Annotated in this window: 13 protein-coding genes; all 13 read left to right on the top strand. The window is 66.4% G+C overall.

The genetic code is table 11. The annotated features are described in order from the left end of the window. Positions 1-56 precede the first annotated feature (56 nt). On the top strand, positions 57-1,262 hold the full coding sequence (locus BLV60_RS31340; protein ID WP_093059284.1) for an ABC transporter substrate-binding protein: 1,206 nt from the start codon (positions 57-59) through the stop codon (positions 1,260-1,262). Between the two features lie 30 nt (positions 1,263-1,292). Further along, positions 1,293-3,227 (top strand): ABC transporter permease, encoded by a 1,935-nt coding sequence (locus tag BLV60_RS31345; protein ID WP_093059286.1) that lies wholly within the window; start codon positions 1,293-1,295, stop codon positions 3,225-3,227. Continuing rightward, complete coding sequence (locus BLV60_RS31350; protein WP_093059288.1) at positions 3,224-4,033, top strand: ABC transporter ATP-binding protein; 810 nt, start codon at positions 3,224-3,226, stop codon at positions 4,031-4,033. Before BLV60_RS31345 ends, BLV60_RS31350 begins: the two co-directional genes overlap by 4 nt. Continuing rightward, on the top strand, positions 4,030-4,764 hold the full coding sequence (locus tag BLV60_RS31355) for an ABC transporter ATP-binding protein (protein ID WP_093059290.1): 735 nt from the start codon (positions 4,030-4,032) through the stop codon (positions 4,762-4,764). Before BLV60_RS31350 ends, BLV60_RS31355 begins: the two co-directional genes overlap by 4 nt. A gap of 31 nt (positions 4,765-4,795) precedes the next feature. After that, entirely contained in the window at positions 4,796-5,521 is a 726-nt protein-coding gene (gene pncA / locus BLV60_RS31360) for a bifunctional nicotinamidase/pyrazinamidase (RefSeq protein WP_093059292.1), read from the top strand. A 55-nt stretch (positions 5,522-5,576) separates the two neighbouring features. Next, entirely contained in the window at positions 5,577-6,737 is a 1,161-nt protein-coding gene (locus BLV60_RS31365) for an ABC transporter substrate-binding protein (protein ID WP_256329659.1), read from the top strand. Further along, the gene (locus tag BLV60_RS31370; RefSeq protein ID WP_093059295.1) at positions 6,715-7,215 is read left to right on the top strand and encodes a (2Fe-2S)-binding protein; all 501 of its coding nucleotides are present in this window, start codon (positions 6,715-6,717) and stop codon (positions 7,213-7,215) included. The genes BLV60_RS31365 and BLV60_RS31370 overlap by 23 nt, the downstream gene beginning before the upstream one ends. Continuing rightward, positions 7,212-10,913, top strand: a complete 3,702-nt coding sequence (locus tag BLV60_RS31375; RefSeq protein ID WP_093059297.1) for a molybdopterin cofactor-binding domain-containing protein — start codon at positions 7,212-7,214, stop codon at positions 10,911-10,913. Before BLV60_RS31370 ends, BLV60_RS31375 begins: the two co-directional genes overlap by 4 nt. 89 nt (positions 10,914-11,002) lie before the next feature. Then, positions 11,003-12,184: a fumarylacetoacetate hydrolase family protein gene (locus tag BLV60_RS31380; protein WP_093059299.1), complete on the top strand. Its 1,182-nt coding sequence runs from the start codon at positions 11,003-11,005 to the stop codon at positions 12,182-12,184. Between the two features lie 151 nt (positions 12,185-12,335). Continuing rightward, the gene (gene tssA, locus BLV60_RS31385) at positions 12,336-13,430 is read left to right on the top strand and encodes a type VI secretion system protein TssA (protein WP_093059301.1); all 1,095 of its coding nucleotides are present in this window, start codon (positions 12,336-12,338) and stop codon (positions 13,428-13,430) included. Between the two features lie 91 nt (positions 13,431-13,521). Further along, positions 13,522-14,100, top strand: a complete 579-nt coding sequence (gene tssB / locus BLV60_RS31390; RefSeq protein WP_093059303.1) for a type VI secretion system contractile sheath small subunit — start codon at positions 13,522-13,524, stop codon at positions 14,098-14,100. Positions 14,101-14,133: 33 nt separating this feature from the next. Next, the gene (gene tssC, locus BLV60_RS31395) at positions 14,134-15,642 is read left to right on the top strand and encodes a type VI secretion system contractile sheath large subunit (RefSeq protein ID WP_093059305.1); all 1,509 of its coding nucleotides are present in this window, start codon (positions 14,134-14,136) and stop codon (positions 15,640-15,642) included. A 47-nt stretch (positions 15,643-15,689) separates the two neighbouring features. Next, positions 15,690-15,820 (top strand): type VI secretion system tube protein Hcp (locus BLV60_RS31400; protein ID WP_143042660.1); only part of this gene is annotated, 131 nt, incomplete at its 3' end.

Consider the following 15,820-nt stretch of genomic DNA (forward strand, 5'->3'; position numbering starts at 1 on the left):
GCCCTCGCCCAATCACGGTGTTTTCTTTCCTCATTCGATCTCAAGGAGCTTTCCCCATGAACCCATTGCGTCACGTCTTCAGCGCCGCGGCCCTCGCTGCGCTGACCACTGCTCTCGTTCCCGCGCATGCGCAGGGCGTGATCAAGATCGGCGAGGTCAACAGCTACAAGGCACAGCCCGCCTTCCTGGAGCCCTACAAGAAGGGCATGGAGCTGGCCGTCGAAGAAATCAACGCCAAGGGCGGCGTGAATGGAAAGAAGATCGAGCTCATCACGCGCGACGACAACGCCAACCCCGGCGACGCCGTGCGCGTAGCTGAAGAACTGGTGGCGCGCGAGAAGATCGACGTGCTCACCGGCACCTTCCTGTCGAACACCGGCCTGGCCGTGGCCGACTTCGCCAAGCAGAAGAAGATCTTCTTCCTGGCCGGCGAGCCGCTGACCGACAAGATGACCTGGCAGGGCGGCAACGAATACACCTACCGCCTGCGTCCCGGCACCTACATGCAGGCAGCGATGCTCGTGCCCGAGGCCGTCAAGCTCAAGAAGAAGCGCTGGGCCGTCGTGTACCCCAACTACGAATACGGCCAGTCGGCCGTGGCTGCCTTCAAGGCGCTGCTGAAGGCCGCGCAGCCCGACGTCGAGTTCGTCGCCGAGCAGGCGCCGCCGCTGGGCAAGGTCGATGCGGGTGCCGTGGTCCAGGCGTTGGCCGATGCCAAGCCCGACGCAATCTTCAACGTGCTGTTCGCTGCCGACCTCTCGAAGTTCGTGCGCGAAGGCAACACCCGCGGCCTGTTCAAGGACCGCACCGTCGTCAGCGTGCTGACCGGCGAGCCTGAGTACCTCGATCCGCTGAAGGACGAAACGCCCAACGGCTGGATCGTGACCGGCTACCCCTGGTACGGCATCCAGACGCCTGAGCACAAGGCCTTCTTCCTCGCGTACCACGCCAAGTACAACGACTATCCGCGCCTCGGCTCGGTGGTCGGCTACAGCATGATCAAGTCGGTCGCGGCCGGCGCCGCCAAGGCCAAGAGCACCGAAACGCCGAAGCTCCTCGAAGCCTTCAAGGGCCTGCAGGTCGATACGCCCTTCGGCAAGATCAGCTACCGCGCCGAAGACCACCAGTCCACCATGGGCGCCTTCGTCGGCAAGACGAAGAACGAAAACGGCAAGGGCGTGATGGTCGACTACACCTACTTCGACGGCGCGAAGTTCCAGCCCTCCGCCGCCGACGTCAAGAAGTCGCGCGCCGCCGACTGACCCTGATCCTTTTTCGGAACGCTTGCACCCATGAGCCTCTCGTCCCTGCTGCTTCAGTTCCTCACCGGGCTGTCGTCGGCTTCGTCGCTGTTCCTCGTGGGGGCCGGCCTTTCGTTGATCTTCGGCGTCACGCGCATCGTCAACTTTGCGCATGGCTCCTTCTTCATGGTCGGCATCTACCTGGCCTACACGCTGGTCGAGAAGCTCGGCGGCGGCGTGGGCTTCTGGCCGGCGGTGGTGATTGCCGCGATCGCGGTCGGCATTCTCGGCGCGCTGATCGAGATGGTGCTGCTGCGCCGCATCTACAAGTCGCCCGAGCTGTTCCAGTTGCTGGCGACCTTCGCACTGGTCCTTGTCATCAAGGATGCGGTGCTCTACATCTGGGGGCCTGACGAACTGCTCGGGCCGCGCGCGCCGGGCCTGTCGGGCTCCGTCGAAATCCTGGGCCGGCAGTTTCCGACCTACGACCTGTTCCTGATCGTCGTCGGCCCGGTCGTGCTCGGCCTGATGTGGCTGCTGCTCACGCGCACCCGCTGGGGCACGCTGGTGCGCGCCGCTACGCAAGACCGAGAGATGGTCAGCGCGCTGGGCGTGAACCAGGCCTGGCTCTTCACCGCGGTGTTCGCGCTCGGCGCGATGCTCGCGGGCCTGGGCGGTGCGCTGCAGCTGCCGCGCGAGCCGGCCACGCTCGCAATGGACCTCAACACCATCGGCGCGGCCTTCGTGGTCGTGGTGGTGGGCGGTATGGGCTCCATTCCGGGCGCCTACGCGGCGGCGCTGCTGATCTCGGAGATCAAGGCCGTGTGCATCTGGCTCGGCGTGGTGGAAATCTTCGGCTACAGCGTGTCCTTCTCGAAGCTCACGCTGGTGGTCGACTTCATCGTCATGGCCATCGTGCTGGTGTGGCGCCCGTGGGGCCTGTTCGGCCGGCCGCAGGCGCCGAGCCGCTACGTGGGCATGGCCGAGGAGCCGCTGCGCCGCGCGAGCAAGGGCTACCTGTGGCTGGTCGCCGCGCTCGGCGTGGTGCTCATGGTGATGCCGCTGCTCACCGCCGATTCGCCCTACACCACGGTGCTGATGATCGACCTGCTGATTGCCGCGCTGTTCGCCGCCAGCCTGCACTTCATCATGGGGCCGGCCGGCATGCACTCGTTCGGCCATGCCGCCTACTTCGGCCTCGGGGCTTACGGCGCCGCGCTGCTGGTGCGCTCCAGCGGCCTGCCGATGGAAGTGGCGCTCATCGTGGCCCCGCTCGTCGCGGCCATCGGCGCCTTCATCTATGGCTGGTTCGCCGTGCGGCTGTCGGGCGTGTACCTGGCCATGCTCACGCTGGCCTTCGCGCAGATCACCTGGGCCATCGTCTACCAGTGGGATTCGTTCACCGGCGGCAGCAACGGCCTCACGGGCGTGTGGCCTTCGGAGTGGCTGTCGGACAAGCGCACCTACTACTGGCTCACGCTGGTGCTCGTGGCCGCCGGCGTCATGATGCTGCGCCGCGTGCTGTTCTCGCCCTTCGGCTATGCGCTGCGCGCGGGCCGCGATTCGGTGCTGCGCGCCGATGCCATCGGCATCGACGTCAAGCGCATGCAATGGACGGCCTTCGTCGTCGCGGGCGCCGCGGCCGGGCTGGCCGGCTCGCTCTACGCCTTCTCCAAGGGCAGCATCTCGCCAGAGAGCCTCAGCGTCGACAAGTCGGTCGACGGACTGGTGATGGTGCTGCTGGGCGGCATCCAGACGCTGGCGGGGCCGGTGGTCGGCGCCGTCACTTTCAGCTGGTTGCACGACACCGTGGCGCGCAACACCGACTACTGGCGCGCGACGCTCGGCGCCATCATCCTGATCCTCGTGCTGCTTTTCCCGCAGGGCATCGCTGGCTTTGCGAAGCAGCTGACCGACAAGCTGCTGCGCCGCGCCAAGCCTGATGCGGCGCCTGTGGCTGCCGAGGCGAAGGAGGCCAAGGCATGACGACCACTTCCAACGCACCCCTGCTCAAGGTCGAGAACCTCGGCAAGTCTTTTGGCGGCGTGAAGGCCGTCGATGGCATCAGCTTCGAGCTGCACGCCGGCGAACTGCTCGCCCTCATCGGCCCCAATGGCGCCGGCAAGTCGACCACCTTCAACATGGTCAATGGCCAGCTCAAGGCCGACCAGGGTTCGATCCTGTTCGACGGGCACGAGCTCGTGGGCCAGAAGCCGCGCGCCATCTGGCGCCAGGGCGTGGGCCGCACCTTCCAGATTGCCGAAACCTTCGCCTCGCTCACCGTGGTCGAGAACGTGCAGATGGCGCTGCTGTCGCACGACGGCAAGCTGTTCTCCATGTGGCGCCGCGCGGCCGACCACAAGCGCGACGAAGCACTGGCGCTGCTCGACCAGGTCGGCATGAAGTCGCAGGCCGACCGGCCCTGCAGCGTGCTGGCGTACGGCGACGTGAAGCGCGTCGAACTCGCCATCGCGATGGCCAACAGCCCCAAGCTGCTGCTGATGGACGAGCCCACCGCCGGCATGGCGCCCAAGGAGCGCAACTCGCTCATGGCGCTGACCAAAGATCTCGTCATCCAGCGCGGCATGGCCGTGCTCTTCACCGAGCACAGCATGGACGTGGTGTTCGCGTATGCCGACCGCATGATCGTGCTGGCGCGCGGCCGCCTCATCGCGCAGGGCAAGCCGCTCGAAATCCGCGACCACCCGAAGGTACAGGAGGTGTACTTCGGCAGCGGCAAGACATTCGAGAAGATTGCAGAGAAAGCCGCAGCCCTTGGAGTCGCAGCATGAGCACACACGAACCCCTCCTGCAGGCCAAGGCCCTGTGCGCCTGGTATGGCGCTGCGCAAATCCTTTATGACGTCGACCTCGAAGTGCGTCGCGGCGAAGTGGTTGCGCTCATGGGCCGCAATGGCGCGGGCAAGTCGACCACGCTGAAGACGCTGATCGGCATGCTGACCAAGCGCCGCGGCGCGGTGCGCTTCCTGGGTCATGACATCTCCAGGAGCGAGCCGCACCACGCAGCGCGCCTGGGCCTGGGCTTCGTGCCCGAAGACCGCCGCGTGTTCACCGACCTCACGGTGATGGAGAACCTCGAAGTCGGCAAGCAGCCCGCGCGCCGCTGGGCCGACGGTACCGATGCACCGCTGTGGACGCCCGAGCGCCTGTTCAAGCTGTTCCCCAACCTCGGCGAAATGCCGAACCGTCCGGGCGGGCGCATGAGCGGCGGCGAGCAGCAGATGCTGACCGTGGCGCGCACGCTCATGGGCAACCCGTACCTCGTGCTGCTCGACGAGCCTTCCGAAGGCGTGGCACCGGTGATCGTCGAGCAGATGGCCAACATGATCCTGGAGCTCAAGGCGCAGGGCGTGAGCATCCTGCTGTCGGAGCAGAACATGCACTTCGCCGAACTGGTGTCCGACCGCGCCTATGTGCTCGAGAAGGGGCAGATCCGCTATCACGCCACCATGGCCGAGCTTGCGGCCAACGACGAAGTTCGCCGCGCCTACCTGAGCGTCTGAGTTTTTCCTTCAACCCATCGGAGTCCACGCCATGCATCGCAGAACCCTCGTGAAATCCGCCGCCGCCCTCGGGCTGGTTGGCGGTTTGGGCAGTGTCGGTTTCAACGCCTTCGCGGCGGGCAAGATCAAGCCCGGCGACAAGGCCGCGCTGATCGTGGTCGACGTGCAGAACTGCTTTCTCGACGGCGGCACGCTGGCGGTGAAGGGCGGCAACGAAGTCATTCCGGTCATCAATGCACTGGCGCCCGCGTTCCAGAACATCGTCGTCACGCAAGACTGGCACACGGCGGGCCATGCGTCCTTCGCGAGCACCTACAGCGGCAAGAAGCCCTTCGAGACCACCAAGCTCAGCTACGGCACGCAGGTGCTTTGGCCCGACCACTGCGTGCAGGGCACTGAAGACGCCGCGCTCGGCAAGGAGCTGAAGGTGCCCACCGCGCAGCTCATCATCCGCAAGGGCTTCCACAAGGAGATGGACAGCTACTCGGCCTTCGAGGAAGCCGATCACAAGACGGCCACAGGCCTGGCCGGCTACCTGAAGGCGCGCGGCATCAAGACCGTGTACGTCACCGGCCTGGCCACCGACTTCTGCGTGGCCTGGACCGCGATGGATGCGCGCAAGGCCGGCTTCGAGGCCTACGTGATCGAGGACGCCACGCGCGGCATCGATCTCAACGGCTCGCTGGCCGCGGCGTGGAAGCAGATGACGGCCAAGGGCGTCAAGCGCATACAGTCCGCCGACATCCAGACCGCCTGAGCCTGCACCGCGAAGAACAACGACGAACAACAAGAAAACACGAGACACACGACGCATGAAGCTTTCGATCTCAAGGCGCGCCATGGTGGCGGGCGGTGCGGCCCTGGCCCTCGGCCCCGGCCTGCTGCGTTCGGCACGCGCGGAAAACGGCGTGACCGACACCACCATCCGCATCGGCCAGTCGGCCGTGTTCAGCGGGCCGGCGAAAGACTTCGGCGTCGACTACCGCGCGGGCATCAAGCTGTACTTCGACCGGGTCAACAAATCGGGCGGCGTCAACGGTCGCAAGATCGAACTCGTCACCTACGACGACGCATACGACCCCGCAAAGACCGCCGTCAACACGGCAAAGCTGATCGACGAGGACAAGGTCTTCGCGCTCACAGGCTACGTGGCTACCGGCAACCTCGCGGCCGCGATGCCGCTGGCCGAGAAGGCGGGCGTGCCGATGTTCGCACCGCTGGTGGGCACCAGCTCGTTCCGCACCAAGGTCAACCGCTACCTGTTCCACGTGCGCGCGGGCTACGACCTGGAGCTGCGCAAGATCATCAGCCACCTCTCGACCATCGGCATCCAGTCGATCGCGGTGGTCTACCAGGACAGCGCCTTCGGCAAGTCGAACCTCGCCACCTGCGAGGAGCTGGCGGCCGACCACAAGGTGAAGGTGCTCAAGACCTTCCCGCTGGCCATCACGGCCGAGGACGCGAAGCAGGTCGTCACAGGTCTGTCTGAAGCCAAGCCGGGCGCGGTCGTGATGATCATGGCCGGGCGCATGGTCGAAGTGTTCATGCGCGATTACCGCGCGAACGGCGTGGGCGCGCCGCTGTACACGCTGTCGGTCGGCATCACCGACGCGGCCGGTTCGGCCAAGCGGCTCGACGGCAAGCTCGCGGGGCTGGTCACGGCCAGCATCGTGCCGCCGCCGCAGGCGCAGCGCATGCCCATCGTGGCCGACTACCAGCGCGACCGCGCGGAGTTCGGCGAGAAGATCGACAGCTACACCGCGCTGGAAGGCTACATCGTCGCGCGCGTGATGGTCGAGGGCCTGCGCCGCGCGGGCAAGACACTCACGCGCGACAGCTTCATCGCCGGGCTCGAAAGCATCGGCAGCACGCGCATCGGCGACTTTCCCGTCGAGTACAGCGCGAAGAACCACAACGGCTCGACCTTCGTGGACCTGGAGATGTACACCCGTGACGGCCAGTTGCGGCGCTGAGCCGCTGCACCTGCTGGTCAACGGCCAGGCGCAATCGATCGAGGGCGTGCCGCGCGAAGCAACGCTGCTGCACCTGCTGCGCAACGACCTGGGGCTGAACGGCCCCAAGTACGGCTGCGGGCTGGGGCAGTGCGGCGCGTGCACGGTGCATGTCGACGGCGTGGCGGCACGCTCGTGCGTGATTCCCGCGCGTGGCGTGGCGGGGCGATCCATCACAACGCTCGAAGGGCTGGGCGCGCGCGGCGACTGGCATCCGGTGCAGGCCGCCTTTGAAGACGCGCAGGCCGCGCAGTGCGGCTACTGCCTCAACGGCATGGTGATGCAGGCGGCGGCCTTGCTTGCGCGCGATCCTGATGCGAGCGATGCGCGCATCCGCAGCGAGCTTTCGGGCAACCTGTGCCGCTGCGGCACCCACATCGAAATTCTCGACGCCGTGCAACGCGCGGCGGTGCGCATGCGCGCGCATCCGACCCCATGACTCGCCGCGCCGATCTTCCGCGGACGCGCGCCGAGTTCCTGTCGGCCAATGGCGTGCTGCTGGTGGTGCGCGAGACCCCGCTCGCACCGCCGCCCGCCAAGGGCCAGCCCGCGTTCATCGCCGGCAACCCGATCGAAGGCGACGAGATCCTGCTCGCCGTGTGGGACGACGGCAGCGCCTCGGCACTCAACGGCCACGTCGACCTGGGCACCGGCATCCAGACCGCGCTCGGGCAGATCGTGGCCGAGGAACTGGACCTCGGCATGCCCTGCGTGCGCGTGATGCTCGGCGACACCGCGCGCGCGCCCAACCAGGGCGCGACGATTGCGAGCGCGTCGATCCAGATCCATGCGCAGCCGATGCGGCTTGCCGCTGCGCAGGCGCGCGCGTGGCTGATGGCGCGCGCGGCTGAGCGCCTGGGCGTGGCCGACGATGCGCTGCAGGTGCACAACGGCGTGGTGCGAGTCACCGAAGCGCCGGACCGACACGTCAGCTATGCCGAATTGGTTGCCGGCCAGCGCACCGTGCTTCGGCTCGATCCGCTGGCGCAGCCAAAGAACCCCGCCGATTACCGCGTCGTCGGCACACGGCAGGCGCGCGTCGACATTCCGGCCAAGCTGGCAGGCGAGCTCGTGTTCGTGCACGACATGCGCGTGCCCGGCATGCTGCACGGTCGCGTGGTGCGCCCGCCGTATGCGGGGGCGGACCATGGCGAGTTCATCGGCAACACGCTCGAGGCGGTCGACGAATCGTCGATTGCGCACATCCCCGGCATCCGCGCCGTGGTCGTGATCCGCGACTTCGTCGGCATCGTGGCCGAGCGCGAGGAGCACGCCGAGCAGGCCTTGCGTGAACTGCGCGTCACGTGGAAGCCATGGCCCGGCATGCCTGACCTGGGCGACCTGGCGCAGGCGCTGCGCGACAACCCGTCGACGCAGCGCCTGCTGGTCGATGAAGGCGATGTCGATGGCGCCATTGCCGCCGCCGCGCAGCCGATGCATCGCACCTACGTGTGGCCGTACCAGATGCATGCCTCCATCGGCCCTTCGTGCGCGCTCGCCGACTGGCAGCCGGCCGACGGCAGCGGCATGCAACTGCGTTGCTGGGCCGGCTCGCAGAATCCGCACGTGCTGCGCGCCGATCTCGCGAAGCTCATGGGCGTGGAGGACGTTCAGGTCGACGTGGTCCGCATGGAAGCTGCTGGCTGCTATGGCCGCAACGGCGCCGACGACGTGGCCGCCGATGCGGCGCTGCTCGCCCGTGCGGTCGGCGCGCCGGTGCGCGTGCAGCTCACGCGCGAGCAGGAGCATGCGTGGGAGCCCAAGGGCGCCGCGCAGCTCATGGAGATCGACGGCGGCCTCATGGCAGACGGCCGCGTCGCTGCATACGACTTCGAAACCTCTTATCCGTCGAACGGCGCGCCGACGCTTGCGCTGCTGCTCACGCGCACCATCGAACCGGTGGCGCAGGCCTTCGAGATGGGCGACCGCACCGCGCGACCGCCCTATACGTACGACAACCTGCGCGTGAAGGTCAACGACATGGCGCCGATCGTGCGCGCCTCGTGGTTGCGCGGCGTGTCGGCGCTGCCCAGTTCGTTCGCACACGAGTCGTACATCGATGAGCTGGCGACTGCTGCGGGTGTGGACCCGGTGCAGTTCCGCTTGCGGCACCTGGAAGATCCGCGTGCGGTCGAGCTGGTGCAGGCCACCGCGCAGAAGGCCGGCTGGCGCATGCGCACCGGGCCGCAGGAGAACGCGGACGGTGGGCTCGGCGAAGGGGGCGACATCCTCTTCGGGCAGGGCTTTGCATACGCCCGCTACATCCACAGCAAGTGGCCGGGCTTCGGCGCCGCGTGGGCCGCGTGGGTGGCTGACGTCGAGGTCAATCGCAAGACCGGCGAGGTGCATGTGCGCCGCGTGGTGGTGGGGCATGACGCGGGGCTGATGATCAACCCGGCAGGGGTCGAGCATCAGATACATGGCAATGTGATCCAGACCACGAGCCGGGCGTTGAAGGAGCAGGTGCAGTTCGCGCCGCAACAGCAGCAGCAAGGCACGGCGGCTGGCGCGCAGCTGCCGGGCGTGCTGCCTTCGGGCGTGGTCGCGAGCCGCGAGTGGGGCAGCTACCCGATCATCAATTTCCGCGAAGTGCCGGTGATCGAGGTGATGCACATGCCCCGGCCCGGCGAACCTTCGCTGGGGGCGGGCGAGTCGTCTTCGGTGCCGGGGACTGCGGCGATCGCGAATGCCATCTTCGATGCGACGGGGGTGCGATTTCGCTCGCCGCCGTTTACGCCGGAGACGGTGCTGGCGGAATTGAACCGGGGGTTGCCTGGTGACGCCGCTGTGCCGCCATCCCAACCTTCCCCCAGAGGGGGAAGGAGCAATGCAGCCTGGCCGCGCCGCAAAGGCTTGTGGGCTACCGGCGCCGCGCTCGTCGTCGGCGGCATCGGCGTCGTCGCCGGCCTGCTCGGCTGGCGCTCCGCCATCGCGCCCGTATCGCTCACCGCTCCGGTCTACAGCCAGGCCACCATCGAACGCGGGCGTGTGCTCGCAGCCGCCGGGGACTGCGCCGTGTGCCACACCGCCCCCAGCGGTGCACCCAACGCCGGGGGCCGCGCGATGGAAACGCCCTTCGGCACGCTCTACACGACCAACCTCACGCCCGACCCCGAGACGGGCCTCGGCCGCTGGTCCTTCAGCGCCTTCCAGCGCGCGATGCGCGAAGGCGTCTCGCGCGACGGCCATTACCTGTACCCCGCGTTCCCCTACACCGCATTCGCGAAGACCAGTGACGACGACCTGCAGGCGCTCTATGCGTACTTCATGTCGATGCCTGCGGTGCGTGCGGAAACGCCGAAGTCCGAGCTCAAGTTTCCGTTCAGCATGCGGCCGCTGATGGCCGGATGGAATGCGCTCTTCCATGACCCGACGCCGATGCAGCCCGTGGCCACGCAGAGCGCGGAATGGAACCGTGGCGCGTATCTCGTCAACGGCCTCGGCCATTGCGGCGCCTGCCACACGCCGCGCAATGCGCTCGGCGCGGAGCAGGGCGGCAGCGCCTTGCTGTCGGGCGCCATGATCGACGGCTGGGAAGCACCGGCGCTCACGCACCTGTCGAAGTCAGCGGTGCCGTGGGACGCCGACGAGCTCTATCGCTACTTGCGCCACGGCCACACGCAGCGCCATGGCATCGCCGGCGGGCCGATGGCCGAGGTGGTGCGCGAGCTTGCGCAGGTGCCGGATGAAGACGTACGCGCGATGGCAACCTACCTCGGTTCGTTCAATCCAGCACCGTCCGTGCAACCGACTGTCGTGGCACAGCAAGCGGTCGATAACGCTGCACGCACGCAGGGCCAATTGCTCGGTCCCGCGCAGCGCATGTTCGACAGCGCCTGCGCCTCCTGCCACCACGACGGCAACGGCCCCACGCTGCTTGGCGTGAACACGCCGCTCGCGCTCAACAGCAACCTCACGAGCGCGAGGCCAGACAACCTGCTGCGCACCATCCTCGACGGCGTGCGCGAGCCCGCGAGCCGCGACATCGGTTTCATGCCCGCGTTCCGCGAAGTGCTCGACGACCGGCAGATCGCCGAGCTTGCCAGCTACATGCGCACGCGCTTCGCACCGCAGGAGCCTGCGTGGGCCAACCTGCCTGCCGACGTGGCGCGCGTGCGCGCCGCGCCGGGACACTGACACCAGAAAGAGAAGAGCCGGCCGCGTCGCAATCCGCTGTGCGCCGCTACGATGCAACGTAGCGCACACATCCAAGGAGACACCACGCCATGCCGCTCGATCTTTCAATCTCTTCCAGCCTGCCCCGCGACGCCGAACGCGCCACCCTCGTCGGCCGCATCTGGCAACCCGGCGTGGGCCCCGTGCTGGTGGCCGTGCACGACGGCGACCTGTACGACCTGTCGAAGCTCGCGCCGACCATGAGCGACCTGCTCGAGGGCAAGAAAGGGCCTGCAGAAGCCGTTCGCCACGCATTGCAGGGCGCACCGCGCATCGCCGCGCTCGACGAAGTCCTTGCCAACAGCGACGAGACCGTGCGCGACACGAGCAAGCCCTGGCTGCTCGCACCCTGCGACCTGCAGGCCATCAAGGCCAGCGGCGTCACCTTCGTCGCGAGCCTGCTCGAACGCGTGATCGAAGAGCAGGCGCGCGGCGACGCATCGAAGGCCGAGGCCACGCGCGCGGCCATCGGCGGCGTGCTCGGCGACAACCTTGCCGACATCGTGCCGGGCTCGCCCGAGGCAATGAAGGTCAAGGAAGTGCTGATCGCGCAGGGCGCGTGGTCGCAGTACCTCGAAGTCGGCATCGGCCCCGACGCCGAGATCTTCACCAAGGCCCCGGTGCTCTCCGCCGTGGGCACGGGCGCCGACGTCGGCATTCACTCGGGCTCGGTGTGGAACAACCCGGAGCCCGAGGTCGTGCTAGCCGTCAACAGTCGCGGCGAGACGCTTGGCGCCGCGCTGGGCAACGACGTCAACCTGCGCGACTTCGAAGGCCGCAGCGCGCTGCTGCTCGGCAAGGCCAAGGACAACAACGCCTCGTGCGCCATCGGCCCCTTCATCCGCCTGTTCGATGCGCACTTCGGCATTGCGGACGTGCGCCGCATCACCGTCGCGCTGGAAGTGACCGGCCCCGAGGGCTTCACGCTCGAGGGTTCGAGCTCGCTGTCGAAGATCAGCCGCGATCCGCTCGACCTCGTGGCGCAGACCGTGGGTAGGCATCACGCCTACCCTGATGGTTTCATGTTGTTTCTTGGAACGATGTTCGCGCCGACACAAGACCGTCACGGGCCTGGGCAAGGATTCACCCACGTCGTGGGCGACCGCGTGTGCATTGCCGCACCGGAACTCGGCGCCCTGGTCAATCGCGTTGTGCACGCGGACCAGGCGCCGATGTGGACTTTTGGTATCAGTGCGTTGATGCGCAATTTGAGTGAACGCGGTCTGCTGTGATTCGCATGTAGACGTTCCGTTTGAATTTCAAAAGGAGTTGTACTCCTTAGTAATTCATATGCGTCGTGTTGCAATCTGTTGCTGTTGACCGCGCCTCTTGTTCCCCTCAAGATTGCCGCTGTTACGAAACGGTTGAACAGGGAGAAGAGGTTTGTCGCCGAGCGAAATCGATCTATTGCAGTTGCCTGTGGAAGGCTCGCATCCGTGCGGTGAAGACCTGGAATACGACCCCGATTTCATGGCGTTGCACCAAGCAACAACCGGTAAGCGCGAGCAGCAATTCGGCTCGACGATCATCCCCGCCGAGCCACCCGACTGGGCCCGCGTGGAGCGCATCGCGAAGCAGCTGTGCACACGTACGCGTGACCTGCGGGTGCTGGTGCCCCTCACGCTGGCCTGGACCGAAAACCGTGGCTTGCCCGGCTATGTCGATGGGTTGCAACTCGTCGACGCCGTGCTGCAGAAATTCTGGGATGGCGTGCATCCGCGCGTTGTCGACGATGGCTTCGAAGACCCGCTGCCGCGCATGAATGCACTGGCCGCGCTGGCCGAGGCCGAGGGATTGGGGCGCAGTGTTCGCGATGCAAGGCTGCTCGAAGACGGCGGCGCATCAATGAGCCTGCGACAGGTCGAAGCCTTGCTCGACTCGAGCAAGACCGACCATCAGATCGATTACCCGGGCGGCATCGGCCGGCTGCGGGACGCGGCGCGGCGCGCGCAGGAAAAGGCGGCGCCCCCGGTGGTGGCATTGCGTGCTGCGCTCGACCTGCTGCAGCGCATACGCGAGACCTGCGAGCGCGCGCTAGGTCAGAGCTGGGCGCCTGATTTCTCGCGGCTCGAACGCTCGCTGCGCACCGTGGCCCAGCTGTTGCCCGAGCAGGCGCAGAGCGAAGGGGTCGAGGCTGGCGAAACCCACTCTGGAGCCGATCCGCAAGGGGCGGGAGTTGCCGGGCCGGCTGCGAAGGGTGCTGCTGCCGGCAGTGCAAATGGTGGTGCTGGCCTACGCACGGTGCTTGTTAAAGATATTGAAATATCGACTCGTGATGATGTGCAAGTGTTGTTGGAAAAAGCTTGCCAGTTCATGGAGCGCACGGAACCCAGTCATCCGGCGCCCATGCTGATTCGCAGAGCGCAGCGGCTGCTGGATCTCAACTTCTTCCAGATCATCGAAGAGCTCGTGCCCGAGGGATTGCAAAAGATAGAAAGCCTTGCTGGACGCCCGCTGAACAGTGGGGGCAGCACGTAATAAGAAGAAGGCGGAGGCCGTCGCGGACTCCGCTGGCCGGCAGGACTGCCGGGGTCGTACCCACACGCATTACAGATTCAAGAGGAAGCTTATGGCAGACAACCGTGTCAGAAACAGTGGTCAGAAGTTCATTGCGCGTAACCGCGCGCCGCGTGTGCAGATCGAATACGACGTCGAGATCTACGGCAGCGAACGCAAGATCCAGCTGCCCTTCGTGATGGGCGTCATCGCCGATCTCGCAGGCAAGCAGGTCGACCCGATGCCCGACCTCGGCGAGCGCGAGTTCATGGCGGTGGACATCGACAACTTCGATGAACGCATGAAGTCCATCAAGCCGCGCGTTGCCTTCCAGGTGCCCAACACGCTCACCGGCGACGGCCAGATGAACGTCGACATCACCTTCGACAGCATGGACGACTTCTCGCCCGCGCGGATCGCCCGCCAGGTCGGCGCGCTGCAGCACCTGCTCGAAGCGCGCACCGAGCTGTCGAACCTGCTGTCCTACATGGACGGCAAGAACGGCGCGGAGCAACTGATCGCACAGGCACTGCAGAACCCGGGGCTTCTCAAGTCGCTGGCCTCGGCGCCGAACCCGGCCGTCGCCAAGGCAGTGGAAACCGCCAACGAAAAGGCCGGCACACCCGGCAACCCAGGGACCTCTTCCGAGTAAGCGCGAGCACGAGCAGCAAGGACCGTCATCATCATGAGCACCGCCCCCAAACAGACCGCCGCGCGCGCACCCGCCTCCGTCGAAACGCTCGAGCCGAACGAGTTCTCCGACCTGCTGCAGCGCGAGTTCAAGCCCAAGACCGACCAGGCCCGCGAGGCGGTCGAGAACGCCGTCAAGACGCTGGCCGTGCAAGCGCTGGAGAGCACCGTTACCGTCTCCAACGATGCCTACCGCACGGTGCAGGCCATCATCACCGAGATCGACCGCAAGCTCTCCGAGCAGATCAACCAGATCCTGCACCACGAGGACTTCCAGCAGCTCGAAGGCGCATGGCGCGGCCTGCACTATCTCGTGAACAACACCGAGACCGACGAGCAGCTCAAGATCCGCGTGATGTGCGCGTCCAAGCGTGAAGTGGCGCGCTCGCTCAAGCGCCACAAGGGCATCGGCTGGGACCAGAGCCCGCTGTTCAAGAAGATCTACGAAGCCGAGTACGGCCAGTTCGGCGGCGAGCCCTTCGGCGCGCTGATCGGCGACTTCCATTTCGACCACAGCCCACCCGACGTCGAGATGCTCAGCGAAATGGCCAAGATCGCCGCGGCCGCGCACTGCCCCTTCATCGCCGGCGCATCGCCCACCGTGATGCAGATGGACTCGTGGCAGGAGCTGTCGAACCCGCGCGACCTGACCAAGATCTTCCAGAACACCGAGCACACCGCATGGCGCAGCCTGCGCGACTCGGAAGACGCGCGCTACATCGGCCTGGCCATGCCGCGCTTCCTGGCGCGCCTGCCATACGGCGCGCGCACCAATCCGGTCGACGAATTCGAGTTCGAGGAAGAGACCGACTCGGCCGCGCACAGCCGCTACACCTGGGCCAACTCGGCCTATGCGATGGGCGTGAACATCAACCGCTCGTTCAAGCAATACGGCTGGTGCACTTCCATCCGCGGCGTGGAGTCCGGCGGTGCGGTGGAGAACCTGCCCACGCACACCTTCCCGACCGACGACGGCGGCGTGGACATGAAGTGCCCGACCGAGATCGCCATCAGCGACCGGCGCGAGGCCGAGCTCGCCAAGAACGGCTTCATGCCGCTGGTGCATCGCAAGAACTCCGACTTTGCCGCATTCATTGGCGCGCAGTCGCTGCAGCTGCCGGCTGAGTACTACGACGCCGACGCCACGGCCAACGCGAACCTCGCGGCGCGCCTGCCGTATCTGTTCGCCTGCTGCCGCTTCGCGCACTACCTGAAGTGCATCGTGCGAGACAAGATCGGTTCGTTCCGCGAGCGCGAGGACATGGAGCGTTGGCTTAACGACTGGATCATGAACTACGTCGACGGCAGCCCCGGCACCTCGTCGCAGGACACGAAGGCAATGAAGCCGCTGGCGGCGGCGGAAGTCCAGGTGGAAGCCATCGAGGACAACCCGGGCTACTACGCCGCCAAGTTTTTTCTCCGGCCGCACTATCAGCTCGAAGGGCTGACGGTGTCGTTGCGGCTGGTTTCGAAGCTGCCATCCAACAAGAAGGACAGCAGCTAATTCAACGGTGTCCCGGAATCGGGCACATATAACTTTGGGGGTTAATCATGGCAGTAGACATGTTCATGCGCGTTGAAGGCGCGAACGGCGAATCGAAGGACTCGAACCACAAGGAGTGGACGGACATCAAGTCGTTTGCGTGGGGAGCAACGCAGCCTGGAAACATGGTCAGCGGCGG

Origin of the sequence: Variovorax sp. YR634 (genome assembly GCF_900106655.1) — a bacterium.
Taxonomy (GTDB): Bacteria; Pseudomonadota; Gammaproteobacteria; order Burkholderiales; family Burkholderiaceae_C; genus Variovorax.

Bases quoted from the DNA above. Each gene is read 5' to 3' on its own strand.
- BLV60_RS31340 (WP_093059284.1), top strand. From the start codon at position 57: ATGAACCCATTGCGTCACGTCTTCAGCGCCGCGGCCCTCGCTGCGCTG.
- BLV60_RS31345 (WP_093059286.1), top strand. From the start codon at position 1,293: ATGAGCCTCTCGTCCCTGCTGCTTCAGTTCCTCACCGGGCTGTCGTCG.
- BLV60_RS31350 (WP_093059288.1), top strand. From the start codon at position 3,224: ATGACGACCACTTCCAACGCACCCCTGCTCAAGGTCGAGAACCTCGGC.
- BLV60_RS31355 (WP_093059290.1), top strand. From the start codon at position 4,030: ATGAGCACACACGAACCCCTCCTGCAGGCCAAGGCCCTGTGCGCCTGG.
- pncA (WP_093059292.1), top strand. From the start codon at position 4,796: ATGCATCGCAGAACCCTCGTGAAATCCGCCGCCGCCCTCGGGCTGGTT.
- BLV60_RS31365 (WP_256329659.1), top strand. From the start codon at position 5,577: ATGAAGCTTTCGATCTCAAGGCGCGCCATGGTGGCGGGCGGTGCGGCC.
- BLV60_RS31375 (WP_093059297.1), top strand. From the start codon at position 7,212: ATGACTCGCCGCGCCGATCTTCCGCGGACGCGCGCCGAGTTCCTGTCG.
- BLV60_RS31380 (WP_093059299.1), top strand. From the start codon at position 11,003: ATGCCGCTCGATCTTTCAATCTCTTCCAGCCTGCCCCGCGACGCCGAA.
- tssB (WP_093059303.1), top strand. From the start codon at position 13,522: ATGGCAGACAACCGTGTCAGAAACAGTGGTCAGAAGTTCATTGCGCGT.
- tssC (WP_093059305.1), top strand. From the start codon at position 14,134: ATGAGCACCGCCCCCAAACAGACCGCCGCGCGCGCACCCGCCTCCGTC.